16 protein-coding genes are annotated in these 20,828 nt (G+C 46.0%); 4 read left to right on the top strand and 12 right to left on the bottom strand.

Going from position 1 to position 20,828, the window contains the following annotated elements; translation table 11 throughout:
* Positions 1 to 1,032, bottom strand: coding sequence for a ferrochelatase (hemH, locus tag ACN0QW_RS15640; RefSeq protein WP_417432636.1), 1,032 nt, complete (start codon positions 1,030 to 1,032; stop codon positions 1 to 3).
* A 178-nt stretch (positions 1,033 to 1,210) separates the two neighbouring features.
* Positions 1,211 to 2,545 carry a 23S rRNA (uracil(1939)-C(5))-methyltransferase RlmD gene (gene rlmD / locus ACN0QW_RS15635; RefSeq protein WP_417432634.1) on the bottom strand — a complete coding sequence of 445 codons (1,335 nt, stop codon included), beginning with the start codon at positions 2,543 to 2,545 and terminating at the stop codon, positions 1,211 to 1,213.
* A gap of 246 nt (positions 2,546 to 2,791) precedes the next feature.
* Between rlmD and sppA the strand changes: the two genes are divergently transcribed.
* On the top strand, positions 2,792 to 4,600 hold the full coding sequence (gene sppA, locus ACN0QW_RS15630; RefSeq protein ID WP_417432632.1) for a signal peptide peptidase SppA: 1,809 nt from the start codon (positions 2,792 to 2,794) through the stop codon (positions 4,598 to 4,600).
* Positions 4,601 to 4,633: 33 nt separating this feature from the next.
* Here the strand turns inward: sppA and ACN0QW_RS15625 are convergent, their stop codons facing one another.
* From ACN0QW_RS15625 to ACN0QW_RS15595, 7 genes are all read right to left on the bottom strand, one after another.
* The gene (locus ACN0QW_RS15625) at positions 4,634 to 6,058 is read right to left on the bottom strand and encodes a HAMP domain-containing sensor histidine kinase (protein ID WP_417432630.1); all 1,425 of its coding nucleotides are present in this window, start codon (positions 6,056 to 6,058) and stop codon (positions 4,634 to 4,636) included.
* 371 nt (positions 6,059 to 6,429) lie between these two features.
* Positions 6,430 to 7,179 (bottom strand): TlyA family RNA methyltransferase, encoded by a 750-nt coding sequence (locus ACN0QW_RS15620; RefSeq protein WP_417432628.1) that lies wholly within the window; start codon positions 7,177 to 7,179, stop codon positions 6,430 to 6,432.
* Positions 7,172 to 8,605 (bottom strand): MATE family efflux transporter, encoded by a 1,434-nt coding sequence (locus tag ACN0QW_RS15615; protein WP_417432626.1) that lies wholly within the window; start codon positions 8,603 to 8,605, stop codon positions 7,172 to 7,174. Before ACN0QW_RS15615 ends, ACN0QW_RS15620 begins: the two co-directional genes overlap by 8 nt.
* 188 nt (positions 8,606 to 8,793) lie before the next feature.
* Positions 8,794 to 10,743: a 1-deoxy-D-xylulose-5-phosphate synthase gene (dxs, locus tag ACN0QW_RS15610; RefSeq protein ID WP_417432624.1), complete on the bottom strand. Its 1,950-nt coding sequence runs from the start codon at positions 10,741 to 10,743 to the stop codon at positions 8,794 to 8,796.
* 129 nt (positions 10,744 to 10,872) lie between these two features.
* Positions 10,873 to 11,760, bottom strand: coding sequence for a polyprenyl synthetase family protein (locus ACN0QW_RS15605; protein ID WP_417432622.1), 888 nt, complete (start codon positions 11,758 to 11,760; stop codon positions 10,873 to 10,875).
* 50 nt (positions 11,761 to 11,810) lie between these two features.
* Positions 11,811 to 12,071 carry an exodeoxyribonuclease VII small subunit gene (locus ACN0QW_RS15600; protein WP_417432620.1) on the bottom strand — a complete coding sequence of 87 codons (261 nt, stop codon included), beginning with the start codon at positions 12,069 to 12,071 and terminating at the stop codon, positions 11,811 to 11,813.
* A gap of 173 nt (positions 12,072 to 12,244) precedes the next feature.
* Positions 12,245 to 13,180, bottom strand: coding sequence for a histone deacetylase family protein (locus ACN0QW_RS15595; RefSeq protein WP_417432618.1), 936 nt, complete (start codon positions 13,178 to 13,180; stop codon positions 12,245 to 12,247).
* 378 nt (positions 13,181 to 13,558) lie between these two features.
* Between ACN0QW_RS15595 and ACN0QW_RS15590 the strand changes: the two genes are divergently transcribed.
* Both ACN0QW_RS15590 and ACN0QW_RS15585 read left to right on the top strand, forming a co-directional pair.
* Positions 13,559 to 14,746 (top strand): efflux RND transporter periplasmic adaptor subunit, encoded by a 1,188-nt coding sequence (locus ACN0QW_RS15590; protein WP_417432616.1) that lies wholly within the window; start codon positions 13,559 to 13,561, stop codon positions 14,744 to 14,746.
* Entirely contained in the window at positions 14,746 to 17,955 is a 3,210-nt protein-coding gene (locus tag ACN0QW_RS15585) for an efflux RND transporter permease subunit (protein WP_417432614.1), read from the top strand. Before ACN0QW_RS15590 ends, ACN0QW_RS15585 begins: the two co-directional genes overlap by 1 nt.
* 100 nt (positions 17,956 to 18,055) lie before the next feature.
* On the opposite strand, the gene ACN0QW_RS15580 is transcribed toward ACN0QW_RS15585, so the two are convergent.
* Genes ACN0QW_RS15580 through ACN0QW_RS15570 form a run of 3 tightly spaced genes read right to left on the bottom strand, consistent with a single transcriptional unit; the run spans position 18,056 to position 19,914 of the window.
* A complete protein-coding gene (locus ACN0QW_RS15580; RefSeq protein ID WP_417432612.1) occupies positions 18,056 to 18,283 on the bottom strand; it encodes a sulfurtransferase TusA family protein in 228 nt (75 codons plus the stop codon).
* Positions 18,264 to 18,674 (bottom strand): DUF423 domain-containing protein, encoded by a 411-nt coding sequence (locus ACN0QW_RS15575; protein ID WP_417432610.1) that lies wholly within the window; start codon positions 18,672 to 18,674, stop codon positions 18,264 to 18,266. Before ACN0QW_RS15575 ends, ACN0QW_RS15580 begins: the two co-directional genes overlap by 20 nt.
* A complete protein-coding gene (locus ACN0QW_RS15570) occupies positions 18,664 to 19,914 on the bottom strand; it encodes an O-antigen ligase family protein (protein WP_417432608.1) in 1,251 nt (416 codons plus the stop codon). Before ACN0QW_RS15570 ends, ACN0QW_RS15575 begins: the two co-directional genes overlap by 11 nt.
* A gap of 193 nt (positions 19,915 to 20,107) precedes the next feature.
* Here ACN0QW_RS15570 and ACN0QW_RS15565 point away from each other — a divergent pair, with 193 nt between their 5' ends.
* Positions 20,108 to 20,746 carry a hypothetical protein gene (locus ACN0QW_RS15565; protein WP_417432606.1) on the top strand — a complete coding sequence of 213 codons (639 nt, stop codon included), beginning with the start codon at positions 20,108 to 20,110 and terminating at the stop codon, positions 20,744 to 20,746.
* Positions 20,747 to 20,828 lie beyond the last annotated feature (82 nt).

Genomic DNA, 20,828 nt, shown 5'->3' with positions numbered 1-20,828 from the left:
CTAGATCCATCCCTGGAGTTCGCGCACTGTAATTTCTTTAATGACGTCCATGCCAGCCTCGCTATCATTTAAGCAAGGAATAAAGGCGAAGTTCTCACCCCCATTTTCCAAAAAGGCTTCGCGCACACCGATGTCGATCTCTTCCAAGGTCTCAACACAATCAACCGAGAACCCAGGTGTTAGAATGACCAAATTCTTCACACCATTACGTGCCATTTCCTCGACGGTCGGCTGCGTATAGGGTTTGAGCCATTCCTTTGGCCCAAAAAGCGACTGAAAACACAGTTTCAACTTGTCTTCGGACCACCCCAACTTTTCGCGCAGCAAGCGTGCTGTCTTGGCACAATGACAGTAATACGGATCACCCTTTTCATGGTATTCAACCGGAAGACCATGGAAAGATGCGATGGTAACATCAGGTTCCCATGAAAGCCCCTCGATACCTTGTTCTACTGATTTAGCCAGCGCATCAATATAGACAGGGGCATCATGATAGGCTGGTACACACCGCACAGCTGGCTGCCAACGCATTGTCTTCAATGCATCAAAACACTTGTCATAAGCCGTTGCCGTCGTGGTTGCAGAATATTGCGGATAAAGCGCAAAAAGAAGAATACGGTTACACCCTTGCTTCTGCAAACCCTCTATTCGCTCCTTAACCGCGGGATTACCATAGCGCCACCCCCAGTCGACAACCACATTCGGGTACTCTTTTTCTAATGCAGCTTGCAGTTTCTCAGCTTGATCACGTGTAATCGTACGAAGAGGAGATTCGTCCTTTTCCTTATTCCAAATTTCCTTGTAAGCCTCGCCACTCTTACTTGGCCGGGTCGTCAAAATAATACCCTGCAAGATTATCTGCCAAAGCCACTTTGGCGCTTCGATCACCCTGGTATCACTCAAAAATTCGCTCAGGTAACGTCGCATAGACCAATAGTCAGTGCCGTCGGGTGTACCCAAGTTCATTAACAGAACACCAACTTTTTCATTGGGAATTTTCGGATGATCTTCGGGAGTAAATTGCAGGTTCATAGATATATCAAAGGCCAAATAATTATTGAAAAACACAGCAAGTCATCATGTCAGTATACAGCTCTGGAAACCATATAAGTAAATGACCGACCAGCAAAGCTAGTAATCATTGCTTTTAGCAATAGCGCCATAATGCCTCATGCAAAACATGGGTATTATTTAGGAAAAGGACTTGGTTCTACAAGCCCTCTTCGTCATTTTCATCATCCTCAAAATCATCAAGTTCGAAACAACCAACAACTTCTAGATGACCACTCCAGATAAACTGATCAACAGGGGTGACCTCTTTGAGGGTGTAGCCCCCTTCCACAAGTATTCTGGCATCCCGGGCAAAGGTATTGGGACTACAAGAGACATAGATAATCGTCTTGATATCTGATTGCGCCAATTCATGGCATTGTTCCTTCGCACCCGTTCTGGGAGGATCAAGGACAACACAGTCCCCACCTTGCAATTCATCAGCCGTAACCGGATCCTTCACAAGATCACGACAATCGGATGTGATGCGATGTGTTGTATCGTTTCGACGTGCGGCAGATATCAGTGCCGTAATTGCTCGTTCATCCCCTTCAACAGCATGAACTTGTGCATGTTTAGAAAGCGGAAAGGTAAAGGTACCACACCCAGAAAACAAATCGGCGACCGTTTCAAGTTCTTCAGGCAAATACCCCAAAACCAAATTTGTGAGCGCATCCTGCCCTTCTTGGCTTGGTTGCAAAAATGCACCTTCGGGCGGCAGCACCTGAACATCCCCAAACTTTTGATAGGGATTATCCCTTATGGCAACAGGTTCAGGTTCTTGCCGCGGGCGCCCCCAAGCAAAACGCGCTATAGAATGTTTCTCGGCAAAAACCGTGATCGCTTCCCGCCCTTCCAGCACGAGCTTTGCATCTGTAACAACCAGAATATCCGGTCCTGCTGATGATCCAATAACTGTGATATCTGCTTTTGCCTGTTCCGGCCCTAAAAGCACTTTGAGTAACTCTCTTAACGGATCAATCAGCTGGTTTAATTCAGGGGTGAGCAACTTGCAGTCAACAACTTGAACAACCTTGTGGCTCTCACGTTCATGAAATCCGAGATCAATTTTCTTGCCGCGCGCTGCAGCTGCAAAAACGGCCCGTCGCCGAGTGCCAGCTTCTACCTGAACAAGCTCAGTTACCTCTCCACCGCTAAACCCCTTACGTGTGAGAGCCTGTACAACCGCGTCTCTTTTCCATGTTCGATAAAAATCAGGGGCAACGTGCTGCACTGTACAGCCCCCACAAGGACCAAAATGTTCACAGGGCGGATCGATATGGTTCGCCCCCAATTCTTGAAGCTCCAATATCTCTGCTTTGAGACCACCAGAACGTTCGCCCACCAACTTCACGCGAAGTTTATCACCCGGCATTGTCATGGGAACATACACAGGCCGCCCTTCATGATCGGCAACACCATCACCGCGAGCACCCAGAGTATCAATCTGAATCTCTATTTGCTTTCCGCCACCACGGCGCGCCTTACGTCTCATAATTCCTGACACCTGACTTTATAGTTATATTCCAGCTAAATATTAGCGGGATGATTTTCCGCCAATCTAACAGCTTTTTTAAAAGCCGCAATCTTCCGAGCTACCTTTTGCTGATGATAAAGGGAATATCTATATTATATTTCCATCAAAATAGAGCCCATATGGTATACCGTGCTTGCAAAAACGTCTTGTGCCTATCATCCTTATGTCCAACTGTTTCTATATAAATTTCAGGTTTTTGAATTCATGTCTTTTTTTAAATTTATCTTCAAAGGTATCGTAGGGTTATTTGCAGCCCTTGGCCTACTTGTCATTCTTCTAGGGGTTTTGTTAGGTGTCACCCTGAATAATATCGAAGAGGTTGGTAAAACTGTTGATAACCAGAGCTTGCCACAGGAAATGATCCTGACAATTGATCTTTCCGAAGGCCTCTTCGAGGGGCCGACAAAAGCTTCGTACTTTAGCAGCTCTTTTCAACCAGGATTACCCTTGCATGACGCCATTGATGCACTTTATCGCTCACAGGACGACAATCGAGTCAAAGGCCTCTTGATTAAAGCAGGACAAGGACCTCTTCAACTGGCTCAGGCACAGGAGCTTAGAAAAGCCATCCGTGCCTTTACTAAAACCGGAAAATGGTCTGCTTCTTTTGCTGAGACCTATGGTGAAGCAGGACATGGAACCCTGCATTATTACCTGGCCAGCGCCACTGAAAATGTGTGGATACAACCATCTGGTGATCTCGATATTTCAGGCTTTAACATGGAAAATCCCTACTTGCGTCCCGTTTTGGACGAATTGGGAATTCTGCCACAGTTCAGTCAACGGTATGAATACAAGGGCGTCATGAATATGTTCACTGATGATCACATGCCAGCGCCTGTCAAAAGAAACACCCAAAGCGTTCTGAATTCAATTTTTGATGTGATCGAAAAAGAAATTTCCATCAGCCGCGAAAAACCTGGCGAGATTGGTTCTTTGATGGATAGATCTCCCTTAAGCGCTGTAAAAGCTATTGATGCCGATTTGGTTGATCGCGTTGGTTACTGGGATGAAATTTCTGATGAAGCCCTAACAGGCGACCGCGAATTCGTACACCTGGCTGATTATGCCATGAGCACAACACCAGAGGCATCAGAGAATGCCAGTAAGATCGCAGTCGTATACGGTATTGGCGAAATTCACTTGGGAAAAAGCCAGGGTGACCCCTTCTTTGGCGGTGGCATGACAATGGGCTCAGACACAATTGCCCAAGCAATTTCTGATGCGATTGATGACGCTTCAATCGAAGCTATTATTCTTCGTATTGATAGTCCCGGTGGGTCCTACGTTGCATCTGATGTAATGTGGCGTGAAGTCGTCCGGGCCAAGGAAGTTGGCAAGCCTGTGATTATTTCTATGGGTGACGTTGCGGCATCCGGTGGGTATTTTGTATCCGCACCAGCCTACAAAATCCTAGCGAACCCTGTGACGATCACCGGGTCAATCGGTGTTGCTGGAGGTAAAATGGTCCTCACAGACCTCTGGAAAAAAGTCGGCGTTAAATGGGACGGCGTAAAAGCCGGGGAAAACGCCGATCTCTATAGTGCCAACAAAGCATTTACCAATGAAGGATGGGCACAATTGCAAGGCTCTCTGGATCGTATCTACGAAGACTTTACAGTTAAAGTTGGTGAAGGCCGGGGCAAAAGCCAGCAAGAAATCCATTCAATTGCCAAGGGGCAAATCTGGAGTGGAGCCCAGGCAAAAGAAAATGGACTGGTTGACGAACTCGGTGGGTTCAGGGATGCCATTCGTGTGGCTCGCGACGCTGCGATGATCAAAGAAGAAACTGATCATCAACTTGTTTATTTCCCAGAACCAAAAGATCCACTCGAAGAGCTTTTTGAAAGTGCAATGGGGGGGCAGATGATTTTAACCGATCCAGTGGCTCTCAAATCATTGAGTACACTAATCAAAATAACAGCCCCGATCCTTAAGCCTTTTGAGCAATCTGTTCAAAACCCCAAGGCAAATATTTTGAACTCACGTGTTACACCTATCGGACAAGAATAGGAAAAACATCCGTTCAAGAGGATTAAAAACTGTTTATTGAAGCAGGGATCCACGATCAATCAAACGATCTGACGGGAAGTTTATCGTTACCGATGTTCCTCTATCAGGCTCGCTCTCTATAGAGAGTGAGCCTTGATTGCGCTCAATAATCGCCTTCACAATACTCAGGCCCAAACCACTTCTCTCTTCAGCTTCTTCATCAGCCTTCCAGAAAGGATCTGTAATGAAGGGCAAGTCTTCTTCTTTAATGCCGACCCCAGTATCAGAAAAACGAATGCTCAAACCAGAATAGGTATCGTGCAGGACCGTAATATCAATTCGACCTTCACGAGGGGTGAAATGAATCGCATTACTCAGAAGGTTGACAATAATCTGTTTAAAGCCTTGAGCATTGGTCCTGAGATAGGGCAAGTCATCCTGAATAGAACACTCGACTTGGACTCCTTCGTCAGAAGCGCGCATGTCCAACGCCCGAACACAACCGAGTATTTCATCGCCGACATCAAGCTCTTCGTCCTGTAAGCCCGCCTCTGCTGATTCAAGCCTGGATATTTGCTGAATATCAGTCACCATGGTCATCAGGCTGGAACCCGCTTCAAAGATATATCCCAGATATTCTTCCCGCCGCTCTTGGTTGACCTTGTAGTCATCTTCTTTCATCAGAATTTCAGAGAAGCCGATGATGGCGTTAAGGGGTGTTCTGAGCTCATGGCTCATATTCGCAAGAAAAGAAGTTTTTGCTCGATTTGCAATTTCAGCTTTTTCCTTCGCCTCGATCAAAGCCCTATCATGCTGCTCAATAGTAATGAGCATATTGTTATAAGCTTCTACAGTTTGCCCCAATTCATCGTCGGATCTCCACTTCACCAAAACAGGTTTTTTCTGATTGGCCATTTCATCAATAGAATTGGACAGCAGTTTCAAGGGGCGTCCAACAGCACGATTGATTGCAATGGCAGCCCCACCACCAAGTGTTGTCAAAATTAGCAAAAAGATAAAAGCATCAACAAAAACCCGGGTCCATACATCGGAATAAGCCCGCTCGGTCGTATACCCGACTTCCAGATGTCCCAAGGTTTCGTTGTTATCAAAAACAGAATACATTAGGGGAATACGAATATATTCGACTTCAGAAAAATTAATGTCGGATACATTAGGGTCTTCTGCAGGATAAAATTCTCCCGCACCGTCGGGTAGGGTTATTTTAACACTGACAAGATCTGGATCTCTCATCAACGTTTCAAGAACCAGTATCACAGTGCTTTCATCGTAATCCCAAAGGGATCTTGTTAAAGGGATTGAAACCTTCGTTGCAACATCAAGTGCACGTTGGGCAATGCGTTCTTCTTCTAACTGGAAAAAACGGGCTTCAAAAAAGAGAAACGGCACCAGCCCCGTCACCAAAACGCAAAGAGTGCAAATTACCAATAATTTTGTACGGACAGATTTAAAAGCCATATCGATCTAGTGCCTATCATTCACCGTAACATCAACAATAGACGGGTAAAAGTCTGTGATCTTTGCCTTTTTTACTTCCACACCCCTACCCCCAAAGCAGTCATCTCAAATTATGTCGGGTTAGCTACTACCTAAATTTATAGCATCATGAGAATCCAAAAAAATGTCCTGTTGGATGAAAAACTCTCCGAAATGGTACTATACCCGACGATTCTTATACCTAAGTACTGTAGCAAAGATACCCTGAGACAGTTAACAGGGGATAAAGATATTAACCTTAAAAAAAGAAAGGCTTCACAACGATTTTCTCATTGTGAAACCAATTTTAAATAGAAGAATTAACCATATTAGGGCAGAGTGAAATTCAAGGGTTAAATAAATTTACGAGCTGCAATCAAAAATTCAATATTCCCCTCTGGTCCCTTAATCGGGCTTTCTGTTAAGCCAAGTACTGCCCAATCGGTTTCCTCGTTCAGCCAGTTTTCAATTCGATCACAAACTTCCTGATGCAATTCAGGTTCACGCACGACCCCGCCTTTACCGACACGCCCTTTTCCAACTTCGAACTGAGGTTTAATCAGCGCAACCATAAGCGCACCGGGCCCCGCCAAGGCCATAGACGCAGGTAATACTGTTTCCAGACCAATAAAACTGGCATCGCAAACAATCATATCCAGAGCTTCGGGGACTTGTTCGGTGGTCAAATGGCGTGCATTTGTACGCTCCATGACGACAACCCGTTCATCCTTACGTATTTTCCACGCAAGCTGTCCATGACCAACATCAACAGCATAAACCTTCTCGGCCCCATTGGTCAGTAAAACATCGGTAAACCCGCCCGTTGAGGCCCCAACATCCATACAGATTTTCCCTGTCGGATCGATGTTAAATTCTCTGAGACCTTTTTCAAGTTTAAGACCTCCCCGGCTAACCCAGGGGTGATCTTCTCCCTTTACAGTTAGCGGTGCATCTTCTGCCAAAGGCTGGCCAGGTTTATCAATCCGTTTGGTTTCCGTATAAACCTGCCCTGCCATGATCCGTGCCTGAGCCTTGGTTTTGCTCTCGACCAACCCCCGATCAACCAGTAATTGATCAGCTCTTTTTTTTCCGACTTTAGCCACGTTCCATGCTCTTGTAATTCATTAATCCCAGACGCTCTCGCCATGCAAAGCGTATTACAAAAACAACGGATACAAAAGCAAGACCCGCAGCAAGACCCAACCAAATACCTGAGCCTCCTCCACCAAGAACAAAGCCACAATAATAGGAAATCGGTAAACCAAACACCCAATACCCCATGATTGCCCATAACATCGGCACCTTGGTATCGCTCAGTCCACGTAAAACACCTGCCGCAACCACCTGACATCCGTCAACTAGTTGGAAGAGTGCAGCAACGGCCAAATAGGAAACAGCCAACCCTAAGGAAATTTGATTTTCAGGCCGATCCAAGTCCAGATAAAACCCAATAAAAAACTTTGGTATCAACCAAAATGCCAGACAGGTTGTGATCATAAAACCGGTCCCGATTACGATCGAAACCCATCCTGCTTTTTTTATACCCTCGGGATTATTTTTGCCCAAGGCAAGACCAACCCGAATTGTAGCCGCCTGACTGATCCCCAGCGGAACCATGAACGCAACCGATGCACATTGCAGGGCAATTGCATGCGCGGCCAATTCATTTGTGCCAAGCCATCCCATCAAAATTGTTGCCGCGGCAAACAAACCGGTCTCGGCGGTTAAGGTACACCCTATTGGAAATCCAATGCGGAAAATTTCTTTGAACCGCGCCCAGTCAGTTTTCCATAATCTAACTAAGATCGCGTATCGTTTGTAACGCTTATGCGTCAGGATATAGCCAAGTATTAATAAGAACATGACCAGATTGACAAAGGTGGTACTAATCCCGGCCCCTGCCAACTCTAAACGGGGAAATCCCCAGTGACCAAACATCAGGGCATAATTACAGATTGCATTCACCACAATACCAATAATGGTAATGTTTAAAACCACGGTTGTTTTACCATGAGCAGACAACAAACATCTTAAAACAAGAAACAAAAATGACGGGAAGAAATTCCAAACTGCAAACCGAATATATCCCTGGGCCAACGCGGCATTTTCCTCTGTCTGATCAAGTAAGAGAAAAAATAGCTCTGCATTCCAAATCAAAGCGGTAAGAAACGCGGCAATAACCAAAGAAACCCAAAAACCCTGACGCGTGGTTCGACGAACTGATTTAAAATCACGCGCCCCAATTGCCTGTGCCATCATAGGCGCAACCGCCGTAATAAGACCGATGCCAAATAGAAGGAATGGGCTCATCAAACTGGTGGCCAGCGTCCCCGCAGCCAGAAATTTAGGGCCCAACCATCCCATCATAATTACATCAGTGGTAAAGAGAGCCATCTGCGCCACCTGTGCAATCACAAGTGGCCAAGCAAGATGAAAACTTGCTTTGACTTCATCTGTCCACCCGATAGAAGGCGGCAATGGCTGGCCAGAAGCCTCAGGGGCTCTGCCTGCTAAAAGTCCGGTTGACATGATACGGATCCCAAAATTGAAGTTTGCCAACGCACGCAGCCGATTATGCGGTTGTTCGTCGCCCCAGAAGGTATGGCAAGCTTGACTCGAAGAAGGATACCCTAGCTTCTTGAAAGAAAGTTGTATAGAGCTTTTGTTAAGTTACTTAAAGTCGCGGTACCTGAAAGCCAAAAAACTAACAAAGGGGCCTAGGCAATTGATGACGAGGACTTTGCGACTTCCTGTCCTAAGGCACTCATCGCTTTCTTAAAGATACCGTCTGCATCCAGACCTGCCTGCTCTAATTGTTTCGCAGGACTATCATGATCAATAAAGATATCCGGCATACAGACAGGACGGAATTTCAACCCATTATCAAACAAACCTTCGTTTGCAAGTAAATTGGACACAAGCGAAGAGAATCCACCAATAGAACCCTCTTCCACTGTCAGGAAAACGTCATGATTAGCCGCGAGGTCTTTAACGAGATCCGCATCTAGTGGTTTGGCAAACCGTGCATCCGCCACAGTTGCACTAAACCCATGAGCCGCAAGTTTATCTGCAGCTTCCAGACAATCTGCAAGGCGTGTCCCCAAAGCAAGAATAGCAACATTCTTTCCTTCGCGAAGAATACGCCCTTTACCAATTTCCAGAACAGTACCTCTTTCTGGCAACTCAACTTTACCCGTGGCTTCGCCACGCGGGAATCTGATGGCACTTGGCTTATCATTTATAGTGGTAGAGGTCGCCACCATATTCATCAGCTCCAGCTCGTCTGATGGTGCCATAATGACCATATCCGGAATACACCCAAGATACGCAAGATCATAACTTCCCTGATGCGTAACACCATCAGCACCAACCATGCCTGCCCGATCAATAATGAACCGTACAGGTAAGCTTTGAATGGCAACATCATGAACGACCTGATCATAGGCACGTTGCAAAAAGGTTGAATAGATTGTTGCGTAGGGTTTATATCCATCACAGGCCATACCTGCACAAAAGGTCACGCCATGCTGTTCAGCAATACCAACATCAAAGGTCCGATCAGGAAACTCTTCCTGGAACAAGTTCAACCCCGTTCCTGATGGCATTGCCGCTGTCATAGCAACAACCTTGTCATCGTGTTTGGCTTCGGCAATCAGGGCCTTGGCAAAAACATTTTGGTACAGAGGCGCCTTTGGCGGTGTTTTTTCCTGCTTGCCGCTCACCACATCAAACTTGGAAACGCCATGGTATTTATCTGCAGCTTTTTCAGCAGGCTCATACCCTTTACCCTTTTGCGTTACAGCATGGATAAGGACCGGACCATCAAAGCCGCAATCCCGAACATTTTTCAGAACAGGTAACAGGTGTGAAAAATCGTGCCCGTCAACAGGACCTATATAGAAAAACCCGAGTTCTTCAAACAAGGTTCCACCTGTGAAAAATCCACGCGCATATTCTTCTGCACGTTTGGCAGCAGTCTCAAGACGCGGCGGAAATTTACTGATAATTTCTTTCGCCAGATGGCGCATGGATTGATAAGGCTTAGCAGAAATTAGTCGTGACAGATAAGCACTCAGAGCACCCACGGGTGGTGCAATAGACATATCATTGTCATTTAAAATCACAACCAGTCTTGAATTCATGGCACCGGCATTGTTCATGGCCTCATACGCCATACCTGCGGTCATGGACCCATCACCAATAACCGAAATAACGTTATTGGTTTTACCCGCCAGATCACGTGCAACGGCATAGCCAAGACCTGCAGAAATAGAGGTCGAACTATGTGCCGCGCCAAATGGATCATAAATAGATTCTTTACGTGTGGTAAAACCAGATAGTCCACCACCCTGTCTGATCGTACGCAGTTGATCACGACGTTCCGTCAGAATTTTATGCGGATAACATTGATGCCCAACATCCCAAATCAATTTGTCATCCGGGGTATTAAAAACATGATGAATAGCAACAGTGAGTTCAACCACCCCCAATCCGGCGCCCAGATGGCCTCCCGTGCGTGAGACGGCATCGATCATATCCAGACGCACTTCTTCGGCCAGCTGTGGCAGCTGGCTTTCATCCAGCTTTCTTAGATCAGCTGGATTATGAACTGTGTCCAACAACGGGGTCTGACGATTGTGCCCGAACTGACTCACCCTTATCTCCATCACATCTTTTCTCAAAAACTGTTACACAGATCTGAGATAATTTCATATTTCTTAACAGCCAGCCCCAAAGTATAATTCCCTTTGGGTTAACAATTCCATAGGAACATATCAGGACTTAACGTTTTAACCTTAAGACCTACGCTCAACTATAAATGTGGCCGTATCGCGAAGTAACTGCGCCTTTCCTGCGAAAATATCAAGTCTAGATTTTGCAGAATCAATTAATTCATTGGCCTTTTCACGCGCGTTTTCCACCCCTAACTGACCGACAAATGTCGCTTTACCCGCATCACTATCAACTCCTGTGGGCTTACCCGTTTCTTCTGGTGTTGCCTCGTGGTCGAGTAGATCATCAATAATCTGAAAGGCCAGTCCAATATCTTCCGCGTAAAGGCTAAGTGCACGGTGTTCCTCTGGCTTAGCATTTCCCAATATCGCACCAGCCTCACAGGCATAGCGAATTAATGCTCCTGTTTTAAGTGCTTGTAAGCGGGTGATACCTTCAAGATCCAGATTTGCCCGTGACGGAGACAGGTCAATCATTTGCCCCCCAACCATACCTTTGGCGCCTGCAGCAGCAGCCAAACCAGATATCAGCTTCAACCGGATAGCCATATCGGGGTGCGTCATTGGGTCTGCGATGACAGCAAAAGCCTCCGTCAACAATCCATCACCAGCCAAGATAGCCGTCGCATCATCCCATTTTTTATGGACAGTTACCTGCCCACGCCGCAGATCGCTATCATCCATTGCCGGAAGGTCATCGTGAACCAGACTGTAACAATGAACCATCTCTAACGCAGCGGCGACCTGTAATGCATAGGTCTTTTCAACGTCAAAAAGTTTGGCCGTTTCCATGACCAGAAACGGACGCAGCCGTTTTCCACCACCCAGCGCGCTATATCGCATAGCATCAACGACTTCACCCTCGGGTGTCTGTACAGTTGGCAAAAGCTCATCAAGCTTTTCTTCTACGACACGCGCACAGTTCGTCAAAGCAAGGGAAATATCAGACATGGGAATACTTATCGATTACAAATCCAGATACGACAAAGGACATATACCCATTATGAAACATCAAAGGGTTCGGTACGTGGTTGTCCATCCGGACCCATTGCAATTTTTTCAATTTTTTCCTGAGCTTCACGAAGCTTAGCCTCACAATGAGCCTTCAACTTAGCGCCGCGATCATAAGCATCAATTGCTTCGTCCAGTTTGCCTTCGCCCTGTTCTAGACGCTCAACAATTGTCTTTAGCTCTGCAAGAGCAGCCTCAAAACTCATAGCATTGATATCGACTAAGTTTTCAGCAGGTTGCGTATTTTCCATAGAGAAACCTCAAATTACAAATTCTCCTGCACTCTACGTGTTAAGATGTCCGCAAACAAGGGTAAGTCTCGCTTCTTTGTGCTAAATTTCTAGCGAAAATTTGCGCACAATTTTCCGTAGAAAATCCCCAAAAAAACACTCTACAAAAATTCCCTGCAAAAAATGATACAGAGCTAATCTGTTGCGTTCATCAATGCCCGGACATGCAAAGCAACCGATCTTGAAAGGGCATGAGTATTATACCCCCCCTCGAGAATTGAAACGAGGCGCCCATTACATAGCTCTTGAGACAATTCTACAATTCTCCGGCTAACCCACCCAAAATCTTCATCTTCCAGATTCAAAGACGCAAGAGGGTCCTCTCGGTGCGCATCAAATCCAGCGGACACAATGATAAAATCGGGTCCAAAATCTTGTATCCCTAGGAAAATCTTATCTTCCATCACCTTGCGAAACTCATAGGAACCAGCGCCACTCGGCAAAGGGCAGTTCATAATATTACCCGCCACGCCAATTTCCCCCTCACTGCCTGTACCGGGGAAAAGAGGGGACCCGTGTGTTGATCCATAAAACATATCTGGATCATTCCAAAAAACATCCTGAGTGCCGTTGCCATGATGAACATCAAAATCGATCACAGCTATCTTCTTGATCCCATGTTTATTTTTGGCCTGATAGGCACCAATAGCCGGATTACAGAACAGGCAAAACCCCATAGCACGATCACGCTCAGCATGATGTCCCGGTGGCCGGCTCAGACAAAAAGCGTTATCAACCTCGCCATTCATGACAGCATCAATCGCTGCGCAAATACCGCCCGCGGCCCGCAATGCCGCCTCACCAGAATCTTTACAAATAACGGTATCACCATCTATGGCAACATACCCCGTATCAGGTATGGCTTGAAAAACACCATCTACATGACTTTTTGTATGTGCCCATAATAGTTTGGCCTTATCTATAACCGGGGCTTCACGCCGATCCAGTGCATCAAAGTCTGCTTCGGATAAAACGCTCAGGGTTTCTTTAATTCTAAGCGGAGATTCAGGATGATGAATACCCGTATCGTGCAGAAGGCTGACCGGATGATAAAAAAGCGCCGTCGTCATAAATATTTCCTCAAAAGAATGCTATGCACCGAAGAAGCGTATAGGGACCAATTCACCATTTTCCTAAATAGATATAACATTATTTTAATCGAAACGACGGAAAAATCAGAATTGTACGTTTAAAAGAACGACGGGTAATCAGATCTTTACCTGACACCCAAAATGTAATTTTATAATTTTATATTATGAGGAACTCTTTACAGATCCAGAAACAATCAACTACAGTACAAAAAGAGAACAGTGCCGTATTTAGTGGATGTTCGCCTACTTTCCTATAATGTCGCCAGTGGTGTTGTGCTATTTAACAGCAACCATTGAGTTGAATCGTTTCAAATTTTGACCAGACGATCGGGTTTGGTTTCATATCGGGAGGCCGGTTTGCGCCAGCTGTTTGTCACTTCTTTTCTTTTGATCACCGCGAGCTTGATGATCGGCCCCATGCCTGCTTCAGCACAACAACCTTCTTTGGTTGGTGTTGATAAAGTACGTATTGAATCTATGAATCAAACGGTTCCTGTAATTGGCCGCTTAGTTGCACAACAAACCGGCAATGTCGCAGCACGCATAGCTGGCCCCGTGGATGAATTGTTGGTTGAGGTAGGCGATAAAGTCAGCAAAGGCCAAATCATAGCTCAATTAAACGCAGCGACTCTTAAAGCAGATCGCGATCTTGCTGCCAGCGAAGTTTCCGCAGCCAAAAGTAAGATGGGAACTTTTCAGGCGCGCCTTAAGCTGGCTAGCCAAAATCTGAAACGTTTGGAAAAGCTGAAAACGTCCGCAGCGTTCAATAAATCCCGTTATGAAGATGCCATTCAAAACAGTTCGATTGCGAAAGCAGAAGTATCTCAAGCCCGTGCAGATATCAGCACAGCGCAGGCACGCCTTCGACGCGCCGAGATTAATCTAGCTTATACAGAGATCAAAGCGCCCTACGACGGTGTCATAATGACAAAGGAAACTGAGACTGGTGCCTATGTTGCTATTGGTGCCCCTGTTGTCACATTGCTTTCACAAGAAAGTCTGGAGATTGAAGTCGATGTACCGGCACGACGCCTTGCTGGTTTAAAAGCTGGTATGGAGTTCACCCTTAGCCTGGAAGATGGCACCCCACTTATCGCAAAAATCCGGGCGATTTTACCACGTGAGAACCCCCTGACTCGTACCCGCCCTGTCCGACTAACAGCGCAATTGCCAAATCAGAATAACCTTGCCAATAACCAAAGCATTACACTCTTGGTACCCGCAGGCCCCCAAAGAGATGTCGCGACAGTCCACAAAGACGCAATTATCCAAAGCCCCAACGGTCCCATGGTCTTCCTTAATGCTGAAGGGCGCGCACAACCTCGTCCTGTGCAATTAGGGCAACAGGTTGGCGAACGTATAGAAGTGATCTATGGCCTAAAAACCGAGGATGAAGTCGTGATCCGTGGGAATGAAAGACTTTTCCCCGGGGTTCAGCTTAAAATTAACGGTGCAGAACCACCTGTCGAAGAAAATGGTTCTAAAGAGCAAACGAAAGAACAGGCTCCTTCTAAAGAAGTTGATCAAAGCGAGGGAGCCTCGTAATGAACCTTATTAAAGTTTCTATTGAACGCCCCATCGCGATCATATCTGCGGTGATCATGGTCGTTCTTTTCGGGGCTGTGGCCCTTCAGCTAATTCCCATCCAGTTGACACCAGACGTTAACCGTCCGGTTATCACAATAAGAACCAACTGGGCAGGAGCAGCCCCGGCAGAAGTCGAACGTCAGATTATTACAGAGCAGGAAGAAAAACTGAAAGGTTTGGAAAACCTGCACAGCATGACCAGTAATTCATCTTATGGGTCCGGACGTGTTACATTAGAATTTAACGTTGGCACAGATATGGGCAAAGCCCTTCTGCTAACTGCGAACCGATTAGATAGAGTTGGTGGCTATCCAGATGAAGCAGATGAACCCACGCTTGATACTGCCGGTTCAGAAGACAGCCCGATTGCTTGGTTTATATTGACCAGAAAAGACGGCAACACCGCCCCGATACATAGCTATGGTGATTTTGTTGAAGACATTATCAAAGATCGAATTGAACGTGTATCCGGCGTAAGTGGCGTCAATATTTATGGCGGTAGTGAACGTGAGATTGAGATTGTTATTCTGCCCGAACTTCTTGCGCGATACGGCCTAACTGCAAGCTCTGTTGTCAGTACGCTAAGAGATGCCAGCTCATCAATATCAGCTGGTGATGTCGAGGAAGGAAAAAGACGTTACATTGTAAGAACAGAAGGCGAGTTGAATACCTTAGAAGCCGTTAGAAACGTTGTTTTACGCAGTACACAGGATTCCTTTAGCGGTAATGTAGCGCGTGTGACTGTCAACGATATTGCCCGCGTAAATTTCAGCTACAAAGACCCAAGTGCTAAAATTCGTATGTTGGGTAATGCAGCAATGGCATTCAATGCCACTCGGGAAACCGGGGCGAATGTTATTGCAACAATGGATGGCATATATCAAGCTATTGAAGATCTAAATGCCGGGGCGATCCCAGAAGCAGGGTTGAAGCTCGAACAGGTTTATGACGAGACGATCTATATCAATTCAGCGATTGATCTTGTGCGTCAGAATATCTGGTTCGGCGGGGTGTTGGCCGCGATTATTCTTTTGATCTTTTTAAGGTCCGTCCGGGCAACCGTTATTATTTCCATGGCCATTCCTGTATCTGTTGTGGGGTCGTTTGTTGCCATGGCAGCCCTTGGAAGATCTATAAATGTAATTTCTCTTGCAGGTCTGGCCTTTGCCGTTGGTATGGTGGTCGATGCAGCTATTGTTGTTCTCGAGAATATCTTTCGCCTCAAAGAAGAGGGTAAATCACCTGCTGTCGCCGCTTATGAAGGTGCCCAACAGGTTTGGGGGGCGATCCTTGTCTCTGCACTGACAACCGTAATGGTCTTTATTCCCATTATGATTATGGAACTAGAGGTCGGGCAACTATTTAGGGATATCGCGGTTGCCATATCCGTATCAGTAACTTTGTCTCTTATCGTTTCTATCACCGTTATTCCAGCTTTATCCAGACGCTTCTTGCGTGATCACGATACAGATGGCAGTGACACGGTAAAACGTATTCCCCTGCCCGGGATTGATCAATTTGGCTCTGGCTTTGTAAAATTTGTCATGGGTTTCCAAACTATCGTTGTCCGGAAAAAGATTGTTGCCGTTGCATTGGTTGGTGCGGTGACAGCCGTTGCATCATTCGGCACGTGGAAATTCTTACCAAAGCTTGAATACCTACCGGAAGGGAACAGAAACTTAGTATTCGGGGTCATCATTCCTCCCCCTGGATATAATTTGGATACAATGACATCAATCGCCGTTGGTGTTGAAAACTCTATTCGTAACCTGTGGGCAAGCGAAACAGGCCCGGAATCTGAACCCGGCCAGCCCCCAAAAATGGAACGGTTTTTCTTTGTCGCAACCCGTTCCAATACTTTCCTTGGTGCGGTATCTGTTGATGGACAGCGAGTTGCGGAACTCATCCCCGTCCTTCAGAAACCTGTTTTTAAAGAACCCGGAACCTTTGGATTTATCAATCAACCTTCTTTGTTTGGACGTGGCATAGGCGGGGGACGTAAAATAGATCTGGATATAGCAGGATCTGACCTTAACGAAATTCTTGCCGTCGCAGGACAGGCAACCGGAAAAATGTTATCCGTTTTCCCCGCAAGCGAAGGTAATCAATTCCGCCCAAGACCAGGACTTGAGCTAGGTGCCCCTGAAATACGTGTATTACCCGACAGGACAAGGTTAGCTGACAACGGATTATCCGTAAATGAGCTTGGCACTTCAATTGATGTATTTAACGACGGACTAAGAGTGGCAGAAGTAACCGTTGGTAACAAGCGTCTAGACCTAACCCTAAAAGGTCCAGACAAGGGGGTAACCCAGACTCAGGGTATCGAAAGCCTTCCGGTTGTTACATCTGATGGCACAATCGTTCCCGCCTCCAGCCTTGCTGAAATTATTCTGACGGCAGGACCAACTGAAATACGTCACCGAGAACGTATGCGTACGATTACCCTAGAGCTACGTCCTTCTGCCGGTGTTCCTTTGGAACAAGCACTGGATATACTTCAGGCTGAAGTAATTGGGCCAATGGAAGCCGCTGGTTTGCCGAGTGATGTTAAAATGAGTCTTAGCGGAACAGCCGACAATCTAGCACAAACTTGGGACGCTATGGTCCTCAATTTGTTACTCGCGATTGCCATTGTTTATCTGGTCATGGCTGTTCTCTTTGAAAGCTTCCTCTATCCATTAATTATCTTGCTTGCTGTTCCCCTTGCTACTGCGGGTGGCGTGGCCGGACTTGTTTTCCTCAACACGATTATATTCCAACCTTTGGATATGCTGACCCTTCTGGGGTTTGTCATTCTTGTCGGTATTGTGGTGAACAACGCTATTTTGGTCGTGCACCAAACTCTTTACCACCTGAGAGTAGAAAATTTACCCGCGCAACAAGCGATCCTCGAGGCTACGAGAAATCGTATTCGCCCGATTTTCATGTCCACCCTTACTTCTGTTGTAGGTATGTTACCACTCGTTCTCGTGCCCGGCGCGGGATCAGAACTCTACCGTGGCCTGGGGTCTGTTGTGGTCGGCGGACTATCCTTGTCCGCGGTTTTAACCCTGCTGATCATCCCACCAATGCTGGCTTTGATGGAACGTACTCTAGAGAAAGACCGTCTCCATAATCAGGAACTGAAAGCCCGGCCCGGATTGGCGGAAGCCGCTGCAGAATAAAAGTCCTGAAACAAATTCGCTCTCAATACAGAACGAACGGGAACTGATAAAAAAGGCCTTTGGAAAACTCCAAAGGCCTTTTTTCTTACAATGCGTCACTTCATTCAGATTTCTTTATTTTCATAACAAGCATATCATCACGTTCTTCAAAAGAAACAAGTTCATACCCCGTCGTTTCGCAAAAATTTTTAAAATCCATCTCTGCGCTGGGATCGGTAGCATGTACTTCCAGAATATCGCCAGTGACCAAGGGTTTCATTGCCTTACGCGCACGCAATACAGGGATAGGACATTTTAATCCTGTTGCATCAAGAAAGTGATCTGTCATTTTCTTTTCCCACAAACCTCACACCAAAGAGTGCTGTTAAAAGCCATCCAAGAATATATAAACTTCCGCCCACAGGAATAAAGGGGCCACCAAGGGAAATATCACCCAGTGCCTTGACATAAAGGCCACCGCTAAAAAGCAACAGTCCAAGAGAAAAACAAGAACAAGCGATCATAAGAACGAATGAACGCCCCTGAGCCAGCAGCCCCAACACAACGAGAACCAAAAGACCTAAAACGTGAACCAAGCCATAAAAACTGCCCGTTTTGGCCCAAAGAACCCTTGTCTCATCACCAGACAACCCATGAGCACTATAGGCACTGACAGCAACGCAAGCAGCTGCCCAAAGTGCGGCATATACAATAAAAAATCTGATTAAATTACGCCCCATATTCATCTACTTCTGGCAAAGAATCTGACCCTGACAATCGATTTTGTGCTCGTTTTTGTGGAATTAAAGGCAGCATCGCGGCAAAGATGAAGAACATAACAAACCAGCGATTTTGCCAAATACCATATCCGAGCAACGCAACAATAAAAGTAGCAACAAGCATTGCCTGAATTTCTATCCTCTCGGCGAGTTGGAGTGATTTCAGGTACCCAAAAATCGACCAGATAATAACAGAAACCAGAATGGCGCCAACAAGACCAAGCTCTAGCCATACCTGCAAGGCAAAATTATGAGGATGAAGCGAAATAATACGCCCCCCAAGAGCCCGCTCGTTTCCATCCACATCAACATGGACATAGTTCTCGACACCATTATTTGGATAGTCCCGAGCAGAATCAAATCCCCATCCTCTTAAAGGATTATCCAAAATCTGACTGCTAACATAATCCCAAATAAAGAACCGATGTTTGGCAGAAAAGGGAATAGATTGCGAAGATTGAGCGTCATAAAGCGGTTCGACAAAACGGGTTGCAAAAGGCATTGTGAGCACTGAAGCAATCATAAGTACGGGTAAGACCTTAAATCCCACCTTGGGACATAGGTAAAAAATAAAATACCACACCGTTGCCAGAACAACAGCCAGAAGCGAGCTCTCGCTTGGGGCAAAATACAATAAACCAAGTGGCAAAACCGAGAAAACCAGCCGCCATACAAACGGTAACTTTTTAGCATAAATAGCAACGACAACCCATAAGGATATACCAAGGAACGAGGCCCCCCGGTTAAACCGCGAGAGGTTCATGGCCGTATCAAGATCTTTGCCCTTTATGGTTTTTGTAATAGGTGCATTTAATGTTGATTCAATAACCAACAGAATACCCGCTAGGATCAGCCCTATTAAAAGAGCTTTTGCGATGCGCTGTTTGGTTTCAAGGCTTTGTGCTTCGACGGCATTTAACAACAACAGACCAGTGATCGTTACCCCAATCAAACGCACATCAAGTTTAAGCGCCTCCAGAGGGTTAATCGACCATAGAGACGCAAGAGAAACCCAAGCAAAAAAACTGCCCGCCAAGCACAGTTGCCTTTTGGTAAAAGAAGGCAAGGTCCTGTTTTCGGAATAGCCGAGAATTGCGGTTAAGACACCAACAAGACTGACCAAAGGAACCAAAGCGTTAGAGCTAAAAATACTGACTATGGGGACAGCGAAAAAAAACAGTCGCAAAAGGTGACTATTCATGTACTCAACATTTCTTGTAACAGGCAGAAAAACAAGCATTATCTATAGACAGCTTTTGCCGACCTGTACAGCCATCAAGAGCTGGAATGTTTACGATATGACACATTAGGTGACGCAATCTGTCGCATCCACTAAAACAATCCAATACTATAATATATAGCTACCTCTTTCTTATGATCACAGAGCCCCTGCTATGCCTGACTTTAATCCATACCTACTAACCACCCCCAGTTCATTGGCTCAGGCTATGAAGCTTCTCCACACAGAAGGCGTTGCAGCTTTTCCTCTGGTTAATCATGACGGCTGCCAAAAGATACTTGCCGCTGTTAACAATCTACCATTTCGTGCCTGTACGCCGGTTGTTGGCCCCAAAGGGAAAGAAGTTGAACAGGACTTTGAAATCGCCATGAATTTTGATCACGCAAGTATTCTTGATGATTATCAAGCTGCGTTTGAGAAACAAATTAATCAGGCTTTTGCTCTCATGGAACCGTCGCCCTATCCTCTGCCCTTCTCTTTTAATGACAAAGCAGCCCTTATCTATAAAGAGGGATCAAAAGGCATTACGCCACACAGAGACCTGCTCTGTTTTGAAGCAGTCATAGCAATTTTAACATTATCGGGGGAAGCAGGTTTTTATATCTGTGATGATAGAGAAAAAAATAATGCCCGCCGTTATTCAGCTGAACCCGGCGTTATGATCCTGATGCGCGGGCGCAATTTTGCCGGTATCGAAGATCGCCCTTACCACTATGTAGAAGGCGTATCAAAAGAGCGCGTAGGATATGGCCTCAGGTACAATGTTAAAGAGCCAGTAGAAAAAGCCACGTAAGGGACGAGTAGTTCAGCTCTTTTCAGCAGGCTATTCCCATAAATCATAGCTGTTATCAATGCTCAGACCTTTGCGTCTTTGG

It is taken from the genome of Kiloniella sp. (assembly GCF_048259265.1).
Classification (GTDB): Bacteria; Pseudomonadota; Alphaproteobacteria; order Kiloniellales; family Kiloniellaceae; genus Kiloniella.
Note: the sequence above shows the minus strand (reverse complement) of the source record. Positions and strands in the feature narration are given on the sequence as shown.

Excerpts from the sequence above, each read along its gene's own strand:
- hemH (WP_417432636.1), bottom strand. The coding sequence starts at position 1,032 with ATGAACCTGCAATTTACTCCCGAAGATCATCCGAAAATTCCCAATGAA.
- rlmD (WP_417432634.1), bottom strand. The coding sequence starts at position 2,545 with ATGAGACGTAAGGCGCGCCGTGGTGGCGGAAAGCAAATAGAGATTCAG.
- sppA (WP_417432632.1), top strand. The coding sequence starts at position 2,792 with ATGTCTTTTTTTAAATTTATCTTCAAAGGTATCGTAGGGTTATTTGCA.
- ACN0QW_RS15625 (WP_417432630.1), bottom strand. The coding sequence starts at position 6,058 with ATGGCTTTTAAATCTGTCCGTACAAAATTATTGGTAATTTGCACTCTT.
- ACN0QW_RS15615 (WP_417432626.1), bottom strand. The coding sequence starts at position 8,605 with ATGTCAACCGGACTTTTAGCAGGCAGAGCCCCTGAGGCTTCTGGCCAG.
- dxs (WP_417432624.1), bottom strand. The coding sequence starts at position 10,743 with ATGGAGATAAGGGTGAGTCAGTTCGGGCACAATCGTCAGACCCCGTTG.
- ACN0QW_RS15605 (WP_417432622.1), bottom strand. The coding sequence starts at position 11,760 with ATGTCTGATATTTCCCTTGCTTTGACGAACTGTGCGCGTGTCGTAGAA.
- ACN0QW_RS15600 (WP_417432620.1), bottom strand. The coding sequence starts at position 12,071 with ATGGAAAATACGCAACCTGCTGAAAACTTAGTCGATATCAATGCTATG.
- ACN0QW_RS15595 (WP_417432618.1), bottom strand. The coding sequence starts at position 13,180 with ATGACGACGGCGCTTTTTTATCATCCGGTCAGCCTTCTGCACGATACG.
- ACN0QW_RS15585 (WP_417432614.1), top strand. The coding sequence starts at position 14,746 with ATGAACCTTATTAAAGTTTCTATTGAACGCCCCATCGCGATCATATCT.
- ACN0QW_RS15580 (WP_417432612.1), bottom strand. The coding sequence starts at position 18,283 with ATGACAGATCACTTTCTTGATGCAACAGGATTAAAATGTCCTATCCCT.
- ACN0QW_RS15575 (WP_417432610.1), bottom strand. The coding sequence starts at position 18,674 with ATGGGGCGTAATTTAATCAGATTTTTTATTGTATATGCCGCACTTTGG.
- ACN0QW_RS15570 (WP_417432608.1), bottom strand. The coding sequence starts at position 19,914 with ATGAATAGTCACCTTTTGCGACTGTTTTTTTTCGCTGTCCCCATAGTC.
- ACN0QW_RS15565 (WP_417432606.1), top strand. The coding sequence starts at position 20,108 with ATGCCTGACTTTAATCCATACCTACTAACCACCCCCAGTTCATTGGCT.